This is a genomic window from Thiopseudomonas sp. SA1F2-1K (assembly GCF_057443035.1).
The window spans coordinates 2207341-2230047 of record NZ_CM172014.1; the positions used below are offsets into that span (position 1 = coordinate 2207341).

The 22707-nt window shown below is 47.3% G+C and carries 23 protein-coding genes; 8 read left to right on the forward strand and 15 right to left on the reverse strand.

Features of this window, described 5'->3' with window-relative positions; all coding sequences use genetic code 11:
• The first annotated feature begins 57 nt into the window (after positions 1-57).
• Positions 58-2124 carry an LTA synthase family protein gene (locus AC2T15_RS10725; protein WP_486778265.1) on the forward strand — a complete coding sequence of 689 codons (2067 nt, stop codon included), beginning with the start codon at positions 58-60 and terminating at the stop codon, positions 2122-2124.
• A 146-nt stretch (positions 2125-2270) separates the two neighbouring features.
• Here the strand turns inward: AC2T15_RS10725 and AC2T15_RS10730 are convergent, their stop codons facing one another.
• From AC2T15_RS10730 to AC2T15_RS10760, 7 genes are all read right to left on the reverse strand, one after another.
• Positions 2271-2462 (reverse strand): YgaP family membrane protein, encoded by a 192-nt coding sequence (locus tag AC2T15_RS10730; protein ID WP_053100610.1) that lies wholly within the window; start codon positions 2460-2462, stop codon positions 2271-2273.
• 142 nt (positions 2463-2604) lie between these two features.
• Positions 2605-2907, reverse strand: coding sequence for a transcriptional regulator SutA (locus tag AC2T15_RS10735; protein WP_486778266.1), 303 nt, complete (start codon positions 2905-2907; stop codon positions 2605-2607).
• Positions 2908-3124: 217 nt separating this feature from the next.
• Complete coding sequence (locus AC2T15_RS10740; protein ID WP_053100612.1) at positions 3125-3958, reverse strand: ABC transporter permease subunit; 834 nt, start codon at positions 3956-3958, stop codon at positions 3125-3127.
• On the reverse strand, positions 3955-4866 hold the full coding sequence (locus AC2T15_RS10745) for an ABC transporter permease subunit (protein WP_373332115.1): 912 nt from the start codon (positions 4864-4866) through the stop codon (positions 3955-3957). The genes AC2T15_RS10740 and AC2T15_RS10745 overlap by 4 nt, the downstream gene beginning before the upstream one ends.
• Positions 4863-6017: an ABC transporter ATP-binding protein gene (locus tag AC2T15_RS10750; RefSeq protein ID WP_053100613.1), complete on the reverse strand. Its 1155-nt coding sequence runs from the start codon at positions 6015-6017 to the stop codon at positions 4863-4865. Before AC2T15_RS10750 ends, AC2T15_RS10745 begins: the two co-directional genes overlap by 4 nt.
• 53 nt (positions 6018-6070) lie before the next feature.
• Positions 6071-7159 (reverse strand): polyamine ABC transporter substrate-binding protein, encoded by a 1089-nt coding sequence (locus AC2T15_RS10755; RefSeq protein WP_486779046.1) that lies wholly within the window; start codon positions 7157-7159, stop codon positions 6071-6073.
• A gap of 105 nt (positions 7160-7264) precedes the next feature.
• Entirely contained in the window at positions 7265-8380 is a 1116-nt protein-coding gene (locus AC2T15_RS10760; protein ID WP_486778267.1) for a polyamine ABC transporter substrate-binding protein, read from the reverse strand.
• 413 nt (positions 8381-8793) lie between these two features.
• On the opposite strand from AC2T15_RS10760, the gene AC2T15_RS10765 reads away from it, so the two are divergent.
• Positions 8794-9258: a c-type cytochrome gene (locus AC2T15_RS10765; protein WP_486778268.1), complete on the forward strand. Its 465-nt coding sequence runs from the start codon at positions 8794-8796 to the stop codon at positions 9256-9258.
• 68 nt (positions 9259-9326) lie between these two features.
• Here AC2T15_RS10765 and lysM read toward each other — a convergent pair whose 3' ends face one another.
• The 4 genes from lysM to AC2T15_RS10785 form a co-directional block, all read right to left on the reverse strand.
• Positions 9327-9776: a peptidoglycan-binding protein LysM gene (gene lysM / locus AC2T15_RS10770; RefSeq protein ID WP_486778269.1), complete on the reverse strand. Its 450-nt coding sequence runs from the start codon at positions 9774-9776 to the stop codon at positions 9327-9329.
• 131 nt (positions 9777-9907) lie between these two features.
• Positions 9908-11500: a GMC family oxidoreductase gene (locus AC2T15_RS10775; protein WP_486778270.1), complete on the reverse strand. Its 1593-nt coding sequence runs from the start codon at positions 11498-11500 to the stop codon at positions 9908-9910.
• Between the two features lie 3 nt (positions 11501-11503).
• A complete protein-coding gene (locus AC2T15_RS10780) occupies positions 11504-12046 on the reverse strand; it encodes a twin-arginine translocation signal domain-containing protein (RefSeq protein ID WP_286593430.1) in 543 nt (180 codons plus the stop codon).
• A gap of 8 nt (positions 12047-12054) precedes the next feature.
• The gene (locus AC2T15_RS10785) at positions 12055-13488 is read right to left on the reverse strand and encodes a coniferyl aldehyde dehydrogenase (RefSeq protein ID WP_486778271.1); all 1434 of its coding nucleotides are present in this window, start codon (positions 13486-13488) and stop codon (positions 12055-12057) included.
• 148 nt (positions 13489-13636) lie between these two features.
• Here AC2T15_RS10785 and AC2T15_RS10790 point away from each other — a divergent pair, with 148 nt between their 5' ends.
• The 3 genes from AC2T15_RS10790 to AC2T15_RS10800 all read left to right on the forward strand — a co-directional run bounded on the left by AC2T15_RS10790 (position 13637) and on the right by AC2T15_RS10800 (position 16274).
• The gene (locus tag AC2T15_RS10790; RefSeq protein WP_053100620.1) at positions 13637-14617 is read left to right on the forward strand and encodes an ArsR/SmtB family transcription factor; all 981 of its coding nucleotides are present in this window, start codon (positions 13637-13639) and stop codon (positions 14615-14617) included.
• A gap of 37 nt (positions 14618-14654) precedes the next feature.
• Complete coding sequence (gene metK, locus AC2T15_RS10795) at positions 14655-15845, forward strand: methionine adenosyltransferase (RefSeq protein ID WP_286596938.1); 1191 nt, start codon at positions 14655-14657, stop codon at positions 15843-15845.
• 234 nt (positions 15846-16079) lie between these two features.
• Positions 16080-16274, forward strand: a complete 195-nt coding sequence (locus AC2T15_RS10800) for a hypothetical protein (protein WP_286593433.1) — start codon at positions 16080-16082, stop codon at positions 16272-16274.
• 12 nt (positions 16275-16286) lie between these two features.
• Here AC2T15_RS10800 and hslR read toward each other — a convergent pair whose 3' ends face one another.
• The 4 genes from hslR to AC2T15_RS10820 form a co-directional block, all read right to left on the reverse strand.
• On the reverse strand, positions 16287-16673 hold the full coding sequence (gene hslR, locus AC2T15_RS10805) for a ribosome-associated heat shock protein Hsp15 (RefSeq protein WP_053100623.1): 387 nt from the start codon (positions 16671-16673) through the stop codon (positions 16287-16289).
• Between the two features lie 206 nt (positions 16674-16879).
• On the reverse strand, positions 16880-17365 hold the full coding sequence (gene secB / locus AC2T15_RS10810; protein ID WP_286593435.1) for a protein-export chaperone SecB: 486 nt from the start codon (positions 17363-17365) through the stop codon (positions 16880-16882).
• A 52-nt stretch (positions 17366-17417) separates the two neighbouring features.
• Positions 17418-17672 (reverse strand): glutaredoxin 3, encoded by a 255-nt coding sequence (gene grxC / locus AC2T15_RS10815; protein ID WP_053100625.1) that lies wholly within the window; start codon positions 17670-17672, stop codon positions 17418-17420.
• A 1-nt stretch (position 17673) separates the two neighbouring features.
• Positions 17674-18087: a rhodanese-like domain-containing protein gene (locus AC2T15_RS10820; RefSeq protein ID WP_053101922.1), complete on the reverse strand. Its 414-nt coding sequence runs from the start codon at positions 18085-18087 to the stop codon at positions 17674-17676.
• A 144-nt stretch (positions 18088-18231) separates the two neighbouring features.
• On the opposite strand from AC2T15_RS10820, the gene gpmI reads away from it, so the two are divergent.
• The 3 genes from gpmI (at position 18232) to AC2T15_RS10835 (ending at position 22644) form a co-directional block, all read left to right on the forward strand.
• Positions 18232-19767, forward strand: a complete 1536-nt coding sequence (gene gpmI / locus AC2T15_RS10825) for a 2,3-bisphosphoglycerate-independent phosphoglycerate mutase (RefSeq protein ID WP_053100626.1) — start codon at positions 18232-18234, stop codon at positions 19765-19767.
• A gap of 82 nt (positions 19768-19849) precedes the next feature.
• Entirely contained in the window at positions 19850-21268 is a 1419-nt protein-coding gene (locus tag AC2T15_RS10830; protein ID WP_486779047.1) for a murein hydrolase activator EnvC family protein, read from the forward strand.
• A 29-nt stretch (positions 21269-21297) separates the two neighbouring features.
• On the forward strand, positions 21298-22644 hold the full coding sequence (locus AC2T15_RS10835; protein WP_486778272.1) for a S41 family peptidase: 1347 nt from the start codon (positions 21298-21300) through the stop codon (positions 22642-22644).
• Positions 22645-22707: the final 63 nt, after the last annotated feature.

The following is a 22707-nucleotide window of genomic DNA, read 5'->3' on the forward strand; positions in this document are numbered from 1 at the left end:
GTTACGCTAACCAGCGTTTTACTCGTTGCTCCATTTTTTCTTAACCACTCCAGGATCTTGTATGCCACTACAGAAAAACCGCTGATTAGCTTGCTCTCCCATCTACGCTTTTTAGTCGGCAGTCTGATGCTCTTACTGTTACTTTTCACTGCGCTACGTGGTCTATTACTGACTTACAACCATGAAATGATGGGTAACACGGAAGCTACACACTTTCTTGAAGCTTTTTTCAACGGTTTACGTTTTGATTTACGGGTGAGCATCTATTTATTGTTGCCGTTATTTTTAGCGCTACTCTATGCCCCCTGGCGTAACTTTAGGCGCTTGATGCTTGCCTGGCTGGTTGCTAGTAGTAGCCTAAGCGGTTTACTGGGCATTATTGAGTTGGATTTTTATCGCGAATTTCACCAGCGGCTCAATAGCATTGTTTTTCAGTACTTAAACGAAGACCCGAGCACGGTAATTAGCATGCTCTGGCATGGTTTTCCTGTGATTAAGCTGCTCTTAGCTTGGCTACTGCTCAGTGGGCTGTGTTATCTGGCATTTTCCAGTCTCGAGCAGCGCACTCGTCAGTTTAGTGCTCGCCCTACAGCAACGGGAATCACCGAGTACGCAGTATTTGGCTTATGCTTGATATTGGCGGTAGTAGCTGCGCGCGGCACCTTGCGCCAAGGCCCGCCGCTACGCTGGGGCGATGCTTATACCACGCCGGCTATGTTTGCTAATCACCTTGGACTTAATCCAGTACTTAGCCTCTATACTGCAGCCAAAACCACTTACTCGGCACACCGAGAAAATATTTGGCCAAATAGCCTCGATTCACAGCAGGCCACCGAAATCACCCGTCAGCTGATCTTAACTGCCAATGATCAGTTGATCGATGCCGACTCAGCAGCCCTGCGCCGGGTCTTTACTCCAGCGCCTAACACCCAGCTGCAGATCAAAAATGTCGTGGTGATTCTGATGGAAAGCTTTGCTGGGCGCTATGTCGGAGCCTTAGGCAGCGCTGAGCAAATCACCCCCTATTTCGATCAACTGAGCCAAGAAGGTTTACTATTTACCCAGTTTTTCTCCAACGGCACCCATACTCATCAAGGGATGTTTGCCAGCATGGCTTGTTTTCCAAACCTGCCAGCGTTTGAGTATTTGATGCAAAGCCCCGAGGGCGGCCATGATTTTTCAGGCCTACCACAGTTACTTAGCAGCCAAGGTTACCAAGATGCCTATGTCTATAACGGTGACTTTGCTTGGGATAACCAACAAGGATTTTTTAGCAACCAAGGCATGACCCATTTTGTTGGCCGCAATGACTATATTAATCCCGTGGTATCTGACCCGACCTGGGGTGTATCTGATCAAGATATGTTCCAACGCGCAGTACAAGAATTAAACAAGCTGCAAGGCCCAAAACCTTTTTATGCTCTCTTACAAACGCTTTCCAACCACACCCCTTACGCGTTACCAGAGCAACTGCCAATTACCCCTGTGACCGGTCATGGCAGCTTAGATCAGCATCTAACCGCCATGCGCTATTCTGACTGGGCATTAGGCCAATTTTTTGAGCAAGCCAAACAACAGCCGTGGTATCAAGACACCTTATTTGTAGTGCTAGGCGATCATGGTTTTGGTACGTCAGAATCACTCACCGATATGGATCTCTATCGCTTTCACGTGCCGATGCTACTGCTCGCCCCGGGGATTCAAGAAAAATTTGGCACAACTAATGCAATTACTGCCACCCAAGTTGATATGGTACCGACCATCATCGGCCGCTTCGGGAAATCAGTGCAGCATCAGTGCTGGGGCCGAGACTTACTGAGTCTGCCCAAAGATGATCCAGGTATTGGCATGATCAAGCCCTCTGGCAGTGATCAAACTGTGGCGCTAATTCAAGGCAATAAAATCTTAGTGAAAGCTAAAGGCGTGCCCGCTAGACCGTGGTCCTTTACCTTAGGTGCTCACGCCCAGCAACAACTGCTTGAGCCAAGCGCCGAAGATGCGGCCATGGGCCAAGCGTTATCTGCCTATATTCAAACCGCAACCCAAAGCCTGCTGGAAAACACCACTGGTGTTCGACATAAAGAAAAAACATTCTTGGTTCAAGCCCAAAAAGCGATAAGGTGATATGTTTTTACAGCCCACTTTATGAATGGTCTAAAAATTTTTAACCCCAAAAATAATGGGCTATTGATCAGCCTCTGATGCTGAACAATAGCCCCAAACCCACGTCCTTGTGACTGATGAAATCAATCAACAATCAGTGTCTAAACTTAGTTTTTTGCTTTGCAGGTATTAATTTTTAATAAGGTGTACAGTGGGCAATTACCAATCAGCCCCATAATTAACGGAATCGCACCTAAATAACCCCACGCGCCAATCGTACTGCTAATACTCAAACCTATCAGTACCAGCCCTAAAATAATCCGCGCGGCACGATCTAAAAACCCCATATTGCACTTCATAGCTGTCTCTCCTAACGCCTAGTGGCGAACAACTTCGCTTAAATATATACCCCTTATAGTATTCAAAGATTAATAAAAAAGCCAGCTCAATTGAGCTGGCTTTGCTAATCCTAACGCAATCGATCCGATTGCTGAGTGCTAATTAATAGCTACTATCGACTTCCTGTACCTTACCGCCGCGCGATAAAAACTCTTCCATAGCCAATGCTAAGGCATCACGCTCTTTCTTTTTAGTTTCTACAGAAGGTAAGGCATCCTCACTTATCGCTGCAGTTTTTTTCGCGCGTTTTGGCGTGACCACTTCATCGGCATCATCTTCGCCTAGATCGCCCAAGTCATCCCCATCATCTACTGAGTCGTCTAGGTCATCTAGCGGCTCAATTTCATCGCTTTCTTCTACTTCGTCTACTTCTAAATCATCTTGATCTAATTCATCATCAAGCATGCCTACAACCTCGAACCGTTATTACAAAAAATAGCTAGAAATTACTTACCAGCCCTAGGCCAAAGCGACTTCACTGATAAATAATTTGGCGCATTCTAGTACCTGTTTCAAAAAATAACCACGCTTAAATTCAGGAAAAAATTTATTCGCTTTTTTCCCAAGAAAAAGCCCATTTAGTGAGCAACTAAATGGGCTGTTGTAAAGCGCTATTCTAGATTTAAGCCGCTTTTTTACTCAGAGCAATCGCTTTATTGCGCCGCTCTTCAGCGCGCCGAGTAAAGAACCAAGCAATAAAGGTCGCCATCGAAACAAACAGCAAAATTAAGCTAGCAATTGCGTTAATCTCTGGCTTAACTCCCATGCGTACCGCTGAATAAATCTCCATTGGCAAGGTGGTTGAACCCGGACCTGCCACAAAGCTGGCTAATACCAAGTCATCTAGCGATAAAGCAAACGACATCATCGCCCCAGCCGCTAATGAAGGCGCAATCATCGGCACAGTAATCAAAAAGAATACTTTCCAAGGACGAGCACCTAAGTCCATCGCTGCTTCTTCTAGAGAATGATCCACTTCACGCAAACGCGTTGAGACAATAATCGCCACATACGCTGTACAGAAAGTGGTGTGAGCAATCCAGATGGTTACGACACCGCGCTCTGCTGGCCAACCAATCAGTTGCGCCATAGCGACAAATAGCAATAACAGCGATAAACCAGTAATCACTTCAGGCATTACCAAAGGTGCTGTAACCATGCCACCAAATAGCGTACGGCCTTTAAAGTGCTTAATCCGAGTTAAAACTAAGGCTGCCAAAGTACCTAAAGCGGTTGCTGCAATCGCTGTATAGCTCGCCACTTCCAGTGAGCGCACTACGGCGCTCATCAGCTGAGTATTATCTAATAAGCCTTCATACCACTTGGTTGACCACCCCCCCCACACCGTGACTAAACGTGAAGCGTTAAAGGAGTAGATCACCAATACGATCATCGGTACATAGATAAACATTAAGCCGAAAAACAGCATCATGCTGGAGAAGCTAAAACGTCTCATGCTTTACCCTCCATTTCCCGTGCTTGGTTTCGGTTAAACAGGATAATCGGCACAATTAATAGCAATAGCATAATCACCGCTAGCGCTGAAGCTACCGGCCAGTCGCGGTTATTAAAGAACTCTTGCCAGAGCACTTTACCAATCATCAGGGTTTCAGGGCCGCCCAGTAATTCGGGGATCACAAACTCACCCACCACTGGAATAAATACCAACATACAGCCAGCAATAATCCCACTCTTAGATAAAGGTACAGTAATTCGCCAAAAGCGCGTCAAGCGGCCAGCGCCTAAGTCGGCTGCTGCTTCAAGTAGCGAGTTATCGTGCTTCACTAAGTTGGCATATAACGGCAACACCATAAAGGGTAGATAGGAATACACAATCCCGATATACACCGCGATATTGGTGTTAAGAATAGTTAAAGGCTCGTTAATCAGACCCAACCAGAGCAAAAAATTATTCAGCAAGCCATTTTTGCCCAAGATTCCCATCCAGGCATACACCCGAATCAGCAAAGCAGTCCAGGTCGGCATCATCACCAATAACAGCAACACCGCTTGGGTTGAAGGTTTGGTTTTCGTAATGGCATGCGCCATCGGGTAACCCACCAACAAGCACAGCAAGGTGCTAACCAAGGCAATTTTTAACGAGCCCAAATACGCCGCAATGTACATTTTGTCTTCGCTAAGCAAGGTGTAGTTAGCAAAATTGAGCATAATCGTCAGTTGCTCATCCGCCCATTCCAGCAAGCTGGTATAGGGTGGAATCGCCACATCAGCTTCGGCAAAACTAATTTTGAAGACAATAACAAAGGGCAAAAGAAAAAATAACAGCATCCAGAAAAAGGGAACGCCGATTACCAGATGCTGACCTTTAGGCTTAAAACGCCCAAAAAAGTCACGCATAGTCATGATTGAAATACCACGCCGCTGTCATCAACCCAATGGACATAAACCTGATCGTCCCAAGTCGGACGCTTCACATTTCGCTCAGAGTTTGCCATAAAGGCTTGGGCAATCATGCCCGATGGCAACTCAACGTAATACACCGAGTGCCCACCTAAATACGCAATATCGTGTACTGTCGCCTTGGACCAGTTGTAGTCTGCGTGCTCTAAATCTTCAGGAAACTCATGACTTAACAGCAGTTTTTCTGGTCGTAAGGCAAAGGTTACCCGTTTGTTTTCTGCCCGCGAGGAAATACCCCGACCAATATAAATCGGCCGCTCAAGTTGTGGGCAAACCACAATGGCGTGGTCGGCATCATCGGCCACAATCTCACCGTCAAACAGGTTCACACTACCAATAAATTCGCAGACAAAACGACTGTTAGGCGTTTCGTAAATATCCATGGGCGAGCCCACCTGCTCAATCCAGCCCTGACTCATGATGGCAATGCGCTCAGCCATAGTCATGGCTTCTTCTTGATCGTGAGTCACCATCACACAAGTCACACCCACTCGCTCAATGATCTCAACTAGCTCCAGTTGCATTTGCGAACGTAGTTTTTTATCCAACGCGCCCATCGGCTCATCGAGTAATAGCAGTTTAGGCCGCTTGGCCAAAGAGCGAGCTAACGCCACCCGTTGCCGTTGCCCACCGGATAACTGATGCGGCTTACGTTTCGCATACTGAGTCATATGCACCAGACGCAACATCTCGTCGACGCGCTCGGCAATCTCTTCTTTAGGCAACTTATCTTGCTTCAGGCCGAAGGCAATATTTTGCTCCACCGTCATATGCGGAAATAACGCATAGGATTGAAACATCATATTAATTGGACGTTCGTGGGGCGGCATGTCGGTAATGTCTTCACCGTCAAGAAAAATGCGACCCTCAGATGGCGTTTCAAATCCGGCCAACATGCGTAACAAAGTCGATTTACCCGAGCCAGATCCACCGAGCAAGGCAAAGATCTCGCCTTTATTAATTTTCAACGAAACGGTATCTACCGCAAGGGTATCGCCAAAGTACTTGCTGACTTTTTCAACATTAACTAATACATCTTTGGGCTTTTGTAAGTTAGCGAGGGCCTTTTTGTAAGCCCCGGAAGGAATCGCCATAGCTCACTCCTGAACAAGAGTAGGCGCCCCACAGAACGCGGGGCTAGAGAAGATTATTTACCAGACTTGAAACGAGTCCAGTGACGAGTTTTAACCCGCTGCACTTTAGCAGGCAATTGTTGCGAGACGTACATACGATCTAAGACTTCTTGCGGCGGATAAATACTTTCATCCTCTAAAATCTCTTGTTCCATGTACTGCTTAGCTTCGGTATTGGGGTTAGCATAACCGACAAATTCTGTAATCCCCGCAATGACTTCAGGATCTAACACATAGTTAATAAACTGGTGCGCTTCATCCACATTGGTCGCATCCGCAGGAATAGCCAGCATATCAAACCACAGATTGCCGCCTTCTTTTGGAATAGCATAGGCCACCTTCACGCCATTATTGGCTTCAACTGCACGATCTGCAGCTTGCATCACATCGCCAGAGAAACCAGCGGCAACACAAATATTGCCATTAGCTAGGTCTGAAACGTAGCGTGAGGAGTGAAAGTAAGTCACGTAAGGACGTACTTCTAACAGTTTATCCACAGCTTTCTCATAGTCTGCAGCTTTATGGCTGTTAGGATCTAAACCTAAGTATTGCAACATCGGAGGCAGCATTTCATCGGCTGAATCAAGGAAAGACACGCCACAGGTGGCCAGTTTTTCCATATTTTCCGGTTCAAATAGTACCGCCCACGAATCAATTTTATCGACGCCTAAAACTTCTTTCACTTTATCGACGTTATAGCCAATTCCATTGGTGCCCCATAAATAAGGAACCGCATGGAGATTGTCAGGATCATTCACCGATACTTGCTTGAGCAGTGTCGTATCTAAGTTTTTCCAATTAGGTAACTTAGAACGATCTAAGGCCTGAAACGCACCAGCCTTAATTTGCTGACCTAAGAAATGATCTGATGGTCCTACCACATCGTAACCTGATCGACCCGCTAACAACTTACCCTCAAGGGCTTCGTTGGAATCGAACACGTCATAAACAACGTTAACTCCCGTTTGTTCTGTAAAGCTGCTTAAAGCTTCCTTAGAAATATAGTCAGACCAGTTGTAAACCCGCACTTCCGCAGCTGAAGCTGCACCCGCTAGTGTTACAACACCCGTTACTACAGCGCTAAGTGCTGCGCGATACATCATTTTTTGCAATACCTGAGTCCTCGCTGTTACTCACTTGGCAATTTTTTGCCTACTAATAAAAAAGCTGTCGCCCCGAAAGAAGCGACAGCCTTGGAAGCACTGTAATTACTTACCCGATTTAATTTTCGTCCAGCTACGCGTCATCGCACGTTGCACTTTTGACGGTAAATCAGGGAAAGTGTACAGTTTTTTCATCACTTCGTCTGAGGGATAAATGCCCGGATCTTGACGAATTTTATCATTAACTAACTCTGTTGCAGGTACGTTCGCATTAGGAAACTGCAAATAGTTGGTTAAATCTGCGGTTACTTGTGGCTCTAATAAATAGTTAATAAAAGCATGGGCTTCATCAACATTATGCGCATCGGCTGGAATACCGATCATGTCAAAGAAAGTACCCGCCCCCTCTTTAGGAATTTTATAGCCTAAATGAGTGCCGTTATTTGCCTCTTCTGCACGGGATTTACTCTGATATAAATCGCCTGAGTAACCCATAGCCACACAAATATTGCCACTGGCTAAGTCGGAAATGTACTTAGAGGAGTGGAAATAGGTAACGTAAGGACGAATGCTCAGCATTAACTCTTCAGCTTGCTTTAAATCTTCAGCTTTTTGGCTATCGGGTGGTAAGCCTAGGTAATGCAAAGCAGCCGGTAAAATTTCAGTTGGCGAGTCTAAAATAGCCACTCCGCACTCTTTTAACTTGCTGATATTTTCTGGCTTAAAGATGGCATCCCAAGAGCCAATAATCTCTTCTGAGTTATCGCCTAACGCTACTTTGACCTTATCAATGTTGTAACCAAGGCCAATGGTGCCCCATAAATAAGGGATCGAATATTGGTTACCTGGGTCATTCAACTCTAAAGTTTTCAGCAAATCTTTATTTAGGTTATCCCAGTTTGGCAGCTTACTCTTATCAAGCTTTTGATAAGCACCTGCTTTGATTTGCTTAGATAAAAATGGGTTCGACGGAGCCACAATATCGTAACCTGAGCCGCCCGCTAATAATTTAGCTTCTAATACTTCGTTGGTGTCATACACATCAAACACCACCTTGACTCCGCTTTGCTTTTCAAAGTTTGGAATAGTAGTTGGTGCGGTGTAATCCGACCATTGGTACACGTGTAATACACGTCCGTCCTGTGCCGCTTGCGCTGCTGCCGAAATGGCCATGCCTAAAGCGGCAACAAGCAAGCTTTTATTCATTTTTTTCACGCGCATAGCTCCTATTTGATTAGGGTTTATAAGGCTTACAGGGATATAAAACTAGAGCAATCCCCCTGTAATAAGGTGCGCAGTCTCGCAGCGTCTGCGCCTACACTCAAGATGCAAAATAGTTATTTCTGCAAACAACCTAAAATAAACCCAAATAAGGCTTAAGATGACTATAAAAATGCGAAATTGTTTCAAAAATTAGCAGCTTCCATTAAATTACTGCTAAAAAAAACAACGCTATTTAACCTTCCAACAAAACGAACTCTAAACAAAAAAGTAACTCTAATTTTCCGTTAAAATACACAAAATGATACTATGGCGGGTATTGCTCGCTTTACTTAATAAAAGAGTAATGAAAACCTAGGCAAGCTAGAAGCACACCAACTTGCTTCCAGCTCTAAAAATAGAAAGGAGATAACATGAAAAAGTTACTGACAGGCAGTTTAGCCTCTATTGCATTAGCCGCGAGTGTTCAGGCCGCAGCCCAAGTAGACCCTGAAGATCAAATTTACTACCGTAAAGCCGGCTATGCATTTATGGCATGGAACGTAGGTAAAATTAAAGGCATGCTGGAAAATGAATCCACATGGAATCTTGAGCAAGTTCAAGCCGCTGCTAACAGCATCGCTGCCACTGCCAACTCAGGCATGGGCGCCTTATTTAGCCCAGGCACAGAAAAAAGCATTGGCGATACCAAAACCCGCGTTAAACCTGAAATGTTCCAAGATGCTGAAGGCGTAAACAAAGTAGGGATGGCGTTCCATAAAGCAGCCACCGAATTAAAAGCGGCGGCAGATGCCGGCGATAAAGCGCAAATCACTACCGCGTTTTCTGATCTTGGCGCTAGCTGCAAAGGTTGCCACGATAACTACCGCATGAAATAAGCGCGCTTAGTCTGCAGCACTAGCGACAAAAAACCGAGCCTAGGCTCGGTTTTTTAGTCTCACAAGTCTTACTCTTGGGGAATACGTAATACTTGGCCTGGATAAATTTTATCCGGATGTGACAACATAGGTTTGTTGGCATCAAAAATTTTCATATACGCATTAGCATTGCCGTATTCAGCTTTAGCAATTGCACTGAGCGTATCCCCTGCTTTTACCGTAACAAAGCGCGCCTCTGGCTCAGTATTAGGCACGCTGATGTGATCTTCGACTTCGCTCACGCCTGCTACGTTACCTAAGGCTAACAACACCTTTTCTTTCTCTTCTTGGCTGACCACATTACCGCTAACGATCACTTTCTCGCCTTCAACCTTGATCTGAATATCTGGATTACCTAAGCCTACTTTTGCGACGTGCTCACGTAATGAGGTCTCAGCTTCTGCGGCGTGGGCTTCAGAACCTACTACTGATTCCCAAAGTTTAGTACCCGCATCTTTGACGAATGAAAAAAGTCCCATTGTGTTCTCCCATACAGTTTAAGGTGTTTACTGCCGACCTGTTTGGTCTAGCCGTAACTATTTTACCTATTTTATATTGCAGTTATTGGAGCACTGCACTACTCGGCTAGTTCCCGTTACTCGCTGTGCATTTATGCGCTTAAGCGCTGAGTTAAGCCAGCCGCTAGCTTGGCGCTAATGGCATATACCGACAACTGTGGATTAGCACCAATACTGGTTGGAAATAGCGATCCATCATGTACTGATAGATTAGCCAACTGATGATGTTGCCCCAAACTATTCACCACTCCTTTACGCGGATCATCGCTCATATTACAGCCTCCCATCACATGGGCACTGCCTAGACGCATTTTGTAACGCTGCAAAGCTAAGCCTTTAATATGCTCTTGTGCCGCGCGCCAACTCCTTTGCAAACGGCCATCGGTATGCAAAGGCATAACCTGCTTGGCACCTGCAGCGAACTGAATTTCAGCCATACTCAACAGCGCTCGTTGTAATCCATCCCATAGATAATCGGTTACCGGATAATCCAGTACTGGACTTCCGTCTCGATTCAGCTGCACCGTGCCACCTGGACTTTCTGGATGAAAACCATCACGCAGCAAGGACAGCATGACGTTGGTTTGTGGTAGTTGCGCCATCAATTCAGCATGGGCTGGGCCATATGCAGTTAATAGCGAGCCTAAAAAAGCAGGCTGTAATGGAGGCACCTCAAGTTTATAACCCACAGGCCCCGTAACGCCCGCCTGCCATTGAAATTGATCGGAGTAAACCGATTGCGGTGCACCGTAAAATGGATTAATTGTCCGTGTAAATTGTGCCAGTGAGAAATTTACTAAATGCAAAAATGTGCGCTTACCACAACGCTGATAAGGGTCTGGCGCTTTCGAGCGCATTAATAAAGCCGGGGTGTTAATGCTGCCACCCGCTAGCACATAATGTTTTGCCACCACTTTGAACGGCTGTCCCTGCGCCTGCAATGCTTGCTCGTCCAAAGGCTGACAGATAAGTCCCGTGACTCGTTGCTGTTGGATGTCTAAACGCTCAGCTCGGGCGCGATAAATTAATCGCCCTTGTTGTTTTAACATCGCTGGCAAACTAGTGACCAACATGGATTGCTTAGCATTAGCCGGACAGCCCATACCGCAATAACCCAGATTCAAACAATGGGTTACATTTCGTGGAATCACGGCCCAGTCCCAGCCTAATGCCTCGCAGCCCTGTTGAATCACCGCATTATTTGCATTAGCTGGTACAGCCCAAGGCGCGATATTTAAGCGCTGCTCTAAACGTTCGAACCAAGGCGCTAACTCGGCTTGGCTAAATCCACTGACCTGCCACTCATCCTGCCAGTGCTGTAACGTAGCCTCCGGTGTTCTAAAGCTAGAAGTCCAATTAATTAAAGTTGTTCCACCCACCGCACGTCCCTGCAAAATAGTGATGGCACCATCTTTACTGACTCGACCTAAACCCTCTTGATACAACTCAGAATAAGCTTGCTGCTCAAGCATCTTAAAGTCGCTACTGGTTTTTAAAGGGCCTTCCTCAATCACTAAAACCGAATAACCTGCCTCGGCTAAATACTCTGCAGTAGTGGCCCCGCCCGCACCCGAGCCGACAACCACCACATCAACCTGCACTGGCTGCAGCGGATCAACCTCTGTACCCGGCTGTACATTCCAACCTGCGGCTATACCTTGCAAAAACATATCTGGAAAATTCATCGCCTACCCCAAAATATCGGGTGGGCCTGGGTACCCACAATGCGCCCAACTATCTAACTGGCTATAACGGGTTAATAACAGCAGCTGAGTCAGCGCCGCTTGCCCCATAACCAATACACTTAACGAGCTGTGTTGCCAGCGCTGTAAAAATGCTTGGATTTGCTCAGGACTAGTTTCTGACCAGTCCTGCCAAATGCCGGTTAATGGCCAACGGCTCCAACGCTGATTAAGCACTGTCAATAGTTGGCGTAATTGCTCGGCCTTATCCCGAGATAAGTGCAGCAGCTTATAATCCAGCGCGATTAAGTAGTCCTGCAGTTGCTCGGCATTTTGTGGCCGATTTCCCGCCAGTACCACCGGCACGATATAGCTCAGCAGTTGCACCTCCGAGGCTCGCAACCATTGATAACTCTCAGCCACCTGCTCAGTCGGCGCCCATGCCAGATAAGCACTGCCACCGCCCACGGCTAAAGCACCGCCAACTAAGCTTGCTTGCAGCAAACGGCGGCGCGTTATAAGCGTTTTATGCTGGGTTTTATCTGGCATAGCATCACCTAACGGACAAAAAACTTATTCACCATCTTTTGTAACCAACCGCCATAAGGTGGATAAATCACCTTGGCGGCATTAAAACGCTGCTTAATAAAAACACTCTTGGCATGGCTAAAGGTTAAAAACCCTTCATGCCCGTGGTAGCACCCCATTCCAGACGGTCCAATGCCGCCAAATGGTAGATCTTCTTGGGCAACATGCATCAAGGTGTCATTCAGGCACACCCCGCCTGAATGACTTTGTTCAAGTACCTGCTGTTGCTGATCTTGGTTATAACCAAAGTAATAAAGTGCTAAAGGTCTGGGCCGCTGCTCAATATAAGCCAGTGCTTGCTCTAAGGTTTGATAAGGCACTACTGGCAGAATCGGCCCAAAAATCTCATCTTGCATCAGCCGCATCTGATCGCTAACCCCGGTCACCACCGAGGGCACCAAGCGCCGTTCAGTACTGCTAGCCGTTGGTAACGGATGGCTATACAGCACCGTAGCACCGAGCTGTTCAGCCTCATCTAGATAACCTTGTAAGCGCTGTAAATGGCGCTGATTAATAATTGCGCTGTAGTCTGGATTATCACTAATCGCTGGATAAAACTGTTGAACTTGCGCCAGATAGGCCTCAATAAATTCTTGCTGACGGGCTTCAGGTACTAACACGTAATCAGGCGCCACACAGGTTTGCCCAGCATTTAATAACTTGCCAAACGCTATACGCTCTACCGCATCAAACATCGGAACCTCGGCACTAATAATCGCTGGTGACTTGCCCCCCAACTCTAAGGTCACTGGGGTTAAGTGATTAGCTGCAGCGCGCATTACCTGCTTGCCGACCGAAGTGGCCCCTGTAAATAGCAAATGATCAAACGCCAGCGCTGAAAATGCCGCACCCACTTGTGCCTCGCCTAACACCACTGAAACTAACTCTTCAGGGAAACAATCTTCTAATAACTGTTTCAATAGGGCTGAGGTAGCAGGGGTGAATTCGCTCAGTTTAAGCATCACCCGATTGCCAGCAGCTAAGGCTGCAGTTAAAGGTCCAATCGCCAAAAACAGCGGATAGTTCCACGGCACAATAATGCCTACACACCCTAAGGGCTGATAATGCACCTCTGCTTTAGCTGGCTGAAAGGCTAAGCCTACCTTGCGTTTACTTGGTTTTAGCCAATGCTTTAAATGACGCCTAGCGTAGTTAATGCCATGTAAGCTTGGCATTAACTCAGCAAGCCGCGTTTCATCAGCCGAGCGATGACTAAAATCTTGGCTAATGGCATTAATCAAAGCGCCTTGATGTTCAAACAACAGCTGATAGAGCTGATCTAACCATTGATAGCGCTGCTCATAGGTTGGCATTTTATCGGCATTAAAGGCTTTTTTTTGCTGACTGAATAAACTGTCCAGTTCCTGCAGCTGCACTTCAAGCTGTTGTTCTGACAATGGCATAGAACCACCTGTGTAAAATCGTCTTATCTATGACCGTTTTACGCTAGTTGGCCCTGTTTTTTTAGCCGACCAAAGTCACACAGATCTATATCGATTTTTTTCGATATTAATCTTGCGTTGCGATTTAAGGCACCTTAGACTGTGCGCCATGAACCCAACCAATGAACGCTCTCTTAGTCTAATGCCCGACAGCCTTGCCGCTTTCTGTAAAGCCGCAGGTGATGAGTTGCGTTTACTGATTTTACGGGTACTGAGTAATGATTCTTTTGGGGTATTAGAGTTAGCCCATATTTTTGCCATGGGGCAATCTAGTATCAGCCATCATTTAAAGGTACTGGCTACCGCTGGCTTAGTTGCCACGCGCCGCGAAGGCAATGCGATCTTTTATCGCCGTGCGCTCACGGTACCTCAGCAACCCTTATTTGAACTCCACAGTGCGTTGTTACAAGAAATTGATGCCTTAAGCATTGAACAGCCACTGCAACAACGAATTCATGCGGTACACCAGCACCGCGCAATGACCAGCCAAGAGTTTTTTGCCAAAGTAGGCCAAGAGTTTGCAGGTCGCCAAGATTTAATTGCCAGCCTGCCCCAGTTTAGTGACAACCTGCTAACCCTGCTCGACACACTAAACTTTCCTGCTACTGCCGAAGTATTAGAGGTTGGCCCTGGCGACGGTGGATTACTGCCTGCACTCGCTCAGCGCTTTCATCGGGTACGGGCGATTGATAACAGTCCGCCCATGCTGGAGTTAGCTCAATCACTCTGCCAAGCGCAACAACTAAAAAATGTCGAGCTGATTTTGGCCGATGCGTTAAAAGATCCTATTGCTCCAGCACATTGTGTAATCGTCAATATGGTCTTGCACCACTTAGCAGCACCTGCCGAAGCCCTTAAGCAACTGGCGCGCTTAGTCAAACCTCAGGGCAGTTTGATTATTAGTGAACTTTGTAGCCACGACCAAGATTGGGCCAAGCAGGCCTGCGGCGATCTTTGGTTAGGCTTTGACCAGGAAGAACTGGCCACTTGGGCCAACGCCGCAGGACTTATTCCCAGTGACAGTGTTTATCTGGGCTTAAAAAATGGCTTTCAGATTCAGCTCCGGCATTTTGCCAAGCCAGACTCCTGAAGCACAGTTTTCTCTCCGGTATGAATAAGGAACCGATATGAGCGAATATTCTATTTTTACGTCTGAGTCTGTCTCTGAAGGCCATCCAGACAAAATTGCTGACCGTATTTCTGATGCTATTTTAGATGCGATTATCAGTGAAGATAAGCAAGCCCGCGTAGCCTGTGAAACGCTAGTAAAAACCGGTGTGGCAATTATTGCCGGTGAAATCACCACCTCAGCTTGGGTTGACCTTGAACAGCTGGTGCGGGATGTGATTGTTGATATTGGCTATAACAGCTCTGATGTTGGCTACGATGGCGCCACCTGCGGCATCGTTAATATCATTGGTAAACAATCGGTAGACATCGCCCAAGGCGTCGACCGCAGCCGTCCAGAAGATCAAGGCGCCGGTGACCAAGGCTTAATGTTTGGTTATGCCAGCAACGAAACAGATGTTTTGATGCCAGCTCCTATTACCTTTGCTCACCGTTTGGTTGAGCGCCAAGCCGAAGCCCGTAAAAGTGGTTTATTGCCTTGGTTACGTCCCGATGCGAAAAGCCAAGTAACCTGCCGTTATGAAGAGGGCAAGGTAGTGGGAATTGACGCAATTGTACTTTCAACCCAGCATAATCCTGAGGTCTCCCTTAAAGACTTACGCGAAGCAGTGATGGAGCTGATTGTTAAGCACACTATCCCTGCACACTTACTGCACAAAGACACCCAGTTCCATATCAACCCAACCGGTAACTTTGTAATTGGTGGTCCTGTAGGTGACTGCGGTTTAACGGGACGTAAAATTATCGTTGATACCTATGGCGGTATGGCCCGTCACGGTGGCGGCGCGTTCTCTGGTAAGGATCCATCCAAAGTGGACCGTAGTGCAGCCTATGCTGGCCGTTATGTTGCTAAAAACATTGTCGCCGCAGGTTTAGCCGAGCGCTGTGAAATTCAGGTGTCCTACGCCATTGGTGTCGCCGAGCCGACCTCAATCTCGCTCAATACCTTTGGTACTGGCAAAATCAGTGATGAGCAAATTATTAAGCTGGTGCGTGATACCTTTGATTTACGCCCTTACGCCATCACCACGATGCTGGATTTACTCCATCCGATGTACGAAGCCACCGCAGCTTACGGTCACTTTGGTCGCAACCCTTATGAAATGACGGTTGGTAACGACACCTTTACCGCCTTCCCATGGGAGCGCGTTGATCGTGCGGATGCTTTACGCATTGCCGCTGGCCTCTAAGTAATAGCGAATCAACCAGTCACCAAACACTGGTGGCTGGTTGATTACTAGCTAAAAATTAAGTCCTATTGTCCACCAGCAAAGGCCCGACTAGGCTACCGGCACTCAGTCACAACGGATGCAAAGGTTAAACGCGCACAGGAACCTTTTCATCATTTTGTAACCCAAAGCGCGTATAAAAGTTGAGTCACTTAACTCACTTCATATTTATTACAGGACGTTGGAACTCGCGGTATGTCTACACTCTTTGAACTTGCAGAACAAATCAATCTACTCTATCCATTACAGGATAAATCCTTAGGTAAGCGCTACCGTATCGTTGATCAAATGGCCGGCACCACTGAGCTAGAAGAAGCCAATGGCAAGCCACGCTATATTCCAACGAAGGCCTTAAACAATCCCGAGCTATGGCAACTAAGTCACGCCTAAGCCAGTTTAGCGTTAGTCAAAAAAGTCTTTAAACTGCTGAATCTGGCGCCGCTGCTTTTTAGTTGGCCGACCATCGGTTTGCAAGCCCAGTGCGCCAGCTTTACGTAAATTTGCCGCTTGCTCGCGTTTGGCAATGCTCTCGGCAGTTTCTTGATATAACAGTTGTGCTTCAGGTGCGCCGCGCCGCACGCCAGATAAGGCTTTCACTACGACAGTGCGCTCATCGTAGCCGGTGCGAACCACATACTCTTCACCGACACTAGGCGTTTTTGCAGGTTTACAACGCTGACCTTGATGATGCACCTTGCCACCCTCAATCGCCTCTTTGGCAAGATTACGCGTCTTATAAAAACGTGCCGCCCACAACCATTTATCTAAACGGACTTTTTCTTCTGCCACTCTCCACCTCTAAACCACGCACAGTTATCTAGCAGTGCATGCTAGCAATCAACACTATCAATTCAAAGGACAGCTGTGCAGCACACTTAATCACTTGCGCTGAATAGGTGCAAGAGACAACAAACTATTAAGCTGCACAATAAAAAGCCGCGCATCACTTAAAAGCAATACGCGGCTTATTAACACTCTATTGCAGCCTTGAGTGCTTACTGTAACTCGCTACTGGTCTGTTGCGCCTGCATGCGCTCTAACTCTTGGGCGTACAGTGCATCAAAGTTGACTGGCGCTAACATTAGGGCCGGGAAGGAGCCCTTAATCACCACGCTATCTAAGGCTTCACGGGCATAAGGGAATAAAATTGAAGGACAGAACGAGCCTAAGGTATGGCTCATTGCTGCTTCTTCTAAGCCTTGAATTAAGAAAATACCTGCTTGCTGCACTTCCGCAATAAAGGCTACTTCTTCGCCGGTTTTAACCGTTGCCGTCAGGGTTAACACTACTTCGTAGAAGTCATCGCCAATATTACTTTGGCTAGTGTTTAGCTCTAAACCAACTGCTGGCTCCCAAGCGGCACGAAAAATCTCTGGGCTTTTCGGGGCTTCAAAGGATAAGTCTTTAACATACACCCGTTGCAGGGAAAACTGTGGCGCTTGTTGCTCAGCTGCTGCAGCCTGATTATTCTCTTCACTCATTATTATTTTCCTTAAATCGTTAAATTAAATCATTCACTCGCAGGCTAACCCACTAGCCTTGCAATAAAGCATCGAGTTTACCCGCCTGCTGCAATGCATATAAGTCATCGCAACCACCCACATGGGTCTCACCAATCCAGATCTGTGGCACGCTGGTGCGCCCTGCTTTTTCTGCCATTTCTTTCCGTGAGCCGCGTACTTTATCGACGTTAATTTCTTCATAAAGCACGCCTTTTTGCTCAAGTAGCTGTTTTGCCCGACGGCAAAATGGGCAAAAATCGCTGGAGTAAATCAAAACCTGTTGCATATCACTTCACCACTGGCAAATTATCGTTACGCCATGTTGTCATACCACCGGCTAAACGCGCTACCTGATAACCTGCTTTTTGCAGTTCGGCCGCAGCGCTTCCCGCGTTGACCCCAGAAGCACACACAATCACTAATAATTTATCTTGATATTTCTGCAGCTCACCCATACGCGTTTTCAAAGCGTCAGTGGGAATATTGATCGCATCTACAATATGACCGCTCTCAAAATCTTTCTTCGCACGAATATCAAGCACCACCGCCTGATCACGATTAACCAATGCTGTTAACTGGCTGCTGGTTAGGTTTTTCCCCGAACGTCGCGAACTTTGCACAATTAACAAGATTAATAATAAGAGAAACGTACCACTCAGAATGTAGTGATTTGCTAGAAACTCTAAAATTTGCGTAAACATCGCCATAATAAAATGTACACCTAGGAGTAAGATTCAGCGCATTATATACAATCCTCCACGCTGTCTGTACCTAGAAGCATGACGATTAGCCATAAGCGCGTTAAACTGCAGCATTATTTATATGCATTTTGGTGAGTTATTTCCATGTCCACAACACCTAAACCTTTAGCACTAATTATTTTAGATGGCTTTGGTCACAGTGAATCTCCAGATTCTAATGCGATTTACCATGCCAATACGCCCTTTTATGATCACTTACGTGCCACCTACCCACATGGCTTAATTTCAGGGAGTGGTATGGATGTGGGTTTGCCTGATGGACAAATGGGTAACTCCGAAGTAGGCCATATGAACCTTGGCGCTGGCCGCGTGGTATATCAAGAATTAACGCGAATTGCTAAAGCCATTCAAGACGGTGACTTCTTTAGCAATCCAGCCCTCACCCAAGCGGTTGATAAAGCCGTGGCGGCCAATAAAGCCGTGCATATTATGGGCTTACTGTCTGATGGCGGTGTACACAGCCACCAAGACCATATCATGGCAATGATTGACTTAGCCGCCCAGCGCGGAGCCGAAAGCATTTATCTGCACGCCTTTTTAGATGGCCGCGACACCCCACCACGCAGCGCCGAAAGCTATATCAACACCTTAGAGCAACACTTCGCCAAAGTAGGTAAAGGCCGTTTTGCCAGCTTGATTGGTCGTTACTATGCAATGGATCGTGATAATCGCTGGGATCGCGTCGCACAAGCTTGGCGTTTAATTGTGGATGCCGAGCCTCAGTTCACCGCTTCAAGCGCGGCCGAAGGATTAACTCAAGCCTATGCCCGTGATGAAAATGATGAGTTCGTTAAAGCCACTCAAATTGGGCAGCCGGCCCCGGTAAACGATGGCGATGCGGTGATTTTCATGAACTTTCGCGCCGACCGCGCTCGCGAGCTAACCCGTTGCTTTACCGAGGCTAACTTTGCTGAGTTTGAGCGTCAGCGTGTACCGGCTTTAGCAGACTTTGTGATGCTGACCCAGTATGCAGCCAGCATCCAAACCAGCTGCGCCTTTGCGCCATCAGCATTGACTAACGTACTCGGTGAGTACCTTGCCAACCAAGGTAAAACCCAATTACGAATTGCCGAAACTGAAAAATATGCTCACGTAACCTTCTTTTTCTCCGGCGGTCGTGAAGAGCCCTTTGCAGGTGAAGAGCGGGTGCTGATTCAATCTCCAGCGGTTGCCACCTATGATCTACAACCAGAAATGAGCGCACCAGAAGTCACCGATCGTATTGTCGAAGCCATTGAGCAACAGCAATATGACGTGATCATCGCAAACTACGCTAACGGTGATATGGTCGGCCATACGGGTGTTTTCTCAGCTGCGGTTAAGGCTGTAGAGTGCTTAGATGAGTGCTTAAAACGCATTGTCACAGCACTGGAAAAAGTAGGCGGTGAGGCGCTAATTACCGCAGATCACGGTAACGTTGAGCAAATGCAAGATGAGCATACCGGCCAAGCCCACACGGCCCACACCTGCGAACCAGTACCCTTTATCTATGTTGGTCAGCGCCCAGCACAGATTCGCGAGCATGGCGTGCTAGCCGACGTGGCACCAACAATGCTGAACTTAATGGGATTGCCAATTCCTGAAGAAATGACCGGAACTCCAATCGTTGAACTTAAATAATTAATCGCGCTGGCCAAGGCTGCTGAAACCACTGCAACCTTGGCTTGGGTTTCACTCACCGATGCACAGGGCATTTAACATGATGTTGCGTATTGCTTTAGCCGCGTTAATCGTTTTCACCACAAGCTTTGCCCAAGCCGATGAGCGCCAACAAACACAGCGACGTGTTAATCAGGTACAGCAAGACATTGCCCAATTTAAAAAACTGCTCAATCAAGTACAAGCCCAGCGTACCGCCGAGCAAAAAGCCTTAAAGGAAACTGAAACACAAATTGGCCAACTGGAAAAAGAACTCAAAACCCTCGAGCAACAAAAACGCGAAAGTGAACAAGAGTTACGCAAGCTCGCAGCAGAAAAACAGCAGCTGCAACAACAGCAACAAGCACAGCAGCAATTAATTGCCAAGCAGGCCCGCGCCGCGCAACAAGCCGGACGCCATGAGCCGCTTAAGCTACTGCTTAACCAAGAGTCACCTGAGCGGGTGATGCGTCATCTGACTTATTACCAATACTTGACCCAAGCTCGTCAACAACAAATTCAAGCCTTTCAAGCCTTAACCCAGCAGCTGCAAGAAGTTGAAATAGGCATTTTAAATCAATCCCAATTATTAGCCCAGCAAGAACAATCCTTAGCTGAGCAGCATAAAAAACTCGCGACGGTACGCCAGCAACGGCAACAAAAAGTAGCTGCACTAACCGCCGAGCAAAAAAAACATCAATCAGCAATTACCCGCAAGCAACGTGACCAACAAGAACTAGAGCAAGTCTTGGTCAAAATTGAGGCAGAAATTGCCCGTCAAGAACGGGCCCGACTGTTAGCGGAGCAAAAACGCTTAGAAGAACAACAGCGACTAGCCCGCGAACGTTTAGCCCAGCAAGCCGCCGAACGTCAGGAGCAAGCACGCCAGCAACGTTTAGCTCAACAGCAAGCTGCACAAACGACTCAGCTTGCCGAGTCGCCTAAACCCGCCACTGTGATTATCGAGCCAGAAAAAAACCATTCCACTCGCCCTGTTGTTACTGCCAAGGCCACCCCGCCCGCAACCACCGCACCAGTAGCGGCAGCCAAACCACAGTCGTTTAGCGTGCCTAAAGGTGCGCCTTTTGCAACGCGACGTGGTCAGTTACCTTGGCCAGTGCAAGGCACTGTCGCAGCGCGCTTTGGTAGCCCCCGCAATGATACCCGTAGCAAATGGGATGGCCTCTTAATTAGCGCTCAAGCTGGCACCCCAGTGCGGGCAGTGCATTCTGGTCGAGTGGTATTTGCTGACTGGTTACGGGGAGCGGGATTACTGGTAATTGTTGACCATGGCGACGGTTATTTGTCTTTGTATGGTCATAACCAAAGCTTAATGAGCCACGTTGGCGATACTGTGCAAGCTGGACAAACCCTTGCAACTGTCGGCAACAGTGGTGGTCACACCACTAGCGCATTATACTTTGCCATCCGCCAACAAGGTCGTGCTACGGACCCTGCACAATGGTTCAAACGTCAAGGCTAAGCCTTCTGTTAACTTTAGGAATTGATAATATGCTGCATAAACGTCCTTTACTTTCGCTCAGCTTAAGCCTGTCGCTAACTGTAGCTGCAGGTTTCCCCGCGGCGTTTGCAGCTCAACCTCCTAATGCTCAATCATCTAAGCCAGCCACAGCAGCACCAATACAACAGGTGCCCGCTTCTGTACCACTGGATGAGCTACGCACCTTTGCCGAGGTTTTTGAGCGAATTAAAACCGCTTACGTTGAGCCGATTGATGACAAAACCCTATTAGAAAATGCCATCAAAGGTATGCTCAGCAACCTTGATCCCCATTCAGCCTATTTAGAACCAGAAGCTTTTCGAGATGTCACCGAAAGCACCAGTGGCGAGTTTGGTGGACTAGGAATTGAGGTAGGTACTGAAGACGGCTTACTCAAGGTTGTCACCCCAATTGATGACACCCCTGCGGCCAAAGCCGGAATTGAAGCCGGCGACCTGATTATTAAGATTGATGGGCAGCCTACCAAAGGCCTATCGATTATGGATGCCGTCAATAAAATGCGCGGCAAACCTAACAGCAAAATCACCCTGACCATTGTTCGTGAAGGCGGCACTCCTTTTGATCTCACCCTTGAGCGGGCAGTAATCAAAACACGCAGTGTACGCCATCAGTTACTGGATCAAGGCTACGGCTTAATTCGTATTAGTCAGTTTCAGGTCAATACCGGTAAAGAAGTAGAAAAAGCCTTAATGCAACTACGCAGCGACAACAAGGCCCAGGCATTAAAAGGTTTAGTATTAGATCTCCGCAATAACCCGGGCGGGGTGTTACAAGCGGCGGTTGAGGTAACTGACTTATTTATTGATAGTGGTCTTATTGTGTACACCAAGGGGCGCTTCCCTAACAGTGACCTGAGCTTTAGCGCTACGCAAAAGCAATACAGCCACCGAGTACCAATTGTGGTGTTAATTAACGGTGGCAGTGCTTCTGCATCAGAAATTGTGGCAGGTGCTTTACAAGATCATAAACGAGCAGTGGTGATGGGAACCGACAGCTTTGGTAAGGGTTCGGTGCAGACGGTGCTGCCACTCAATAATGAGCGCGGTTTAAAGCTCACTACCGCCCTCTACTACACTCCGAACGGGCGCTCGATCCAAGCTCAAGGAATTATTCCAGATATTGAGGTTGAGCGCGCTAAAGTCACCCTCGAACAAAGCCCCCCAAGCTTACGTGAGGCTGATCTTGCTCGTCACCTAGGCAATGCCAGTGGAGCCGAGGAGCGCTCATCCAATTCGGTGAAAGCCCGTGAAGCACGCCCACAGGATGAAGACTACCAACTGGCGCAAGCTTTAAACTTGCTCAAAGGCTTAAATCTAACCTCGCATATCAAACACTAGCTCCAACCAATAGCTGCCACGCTATTTAGCTCACCATCTCTTAGCAGCCAAGGTCATCCACCT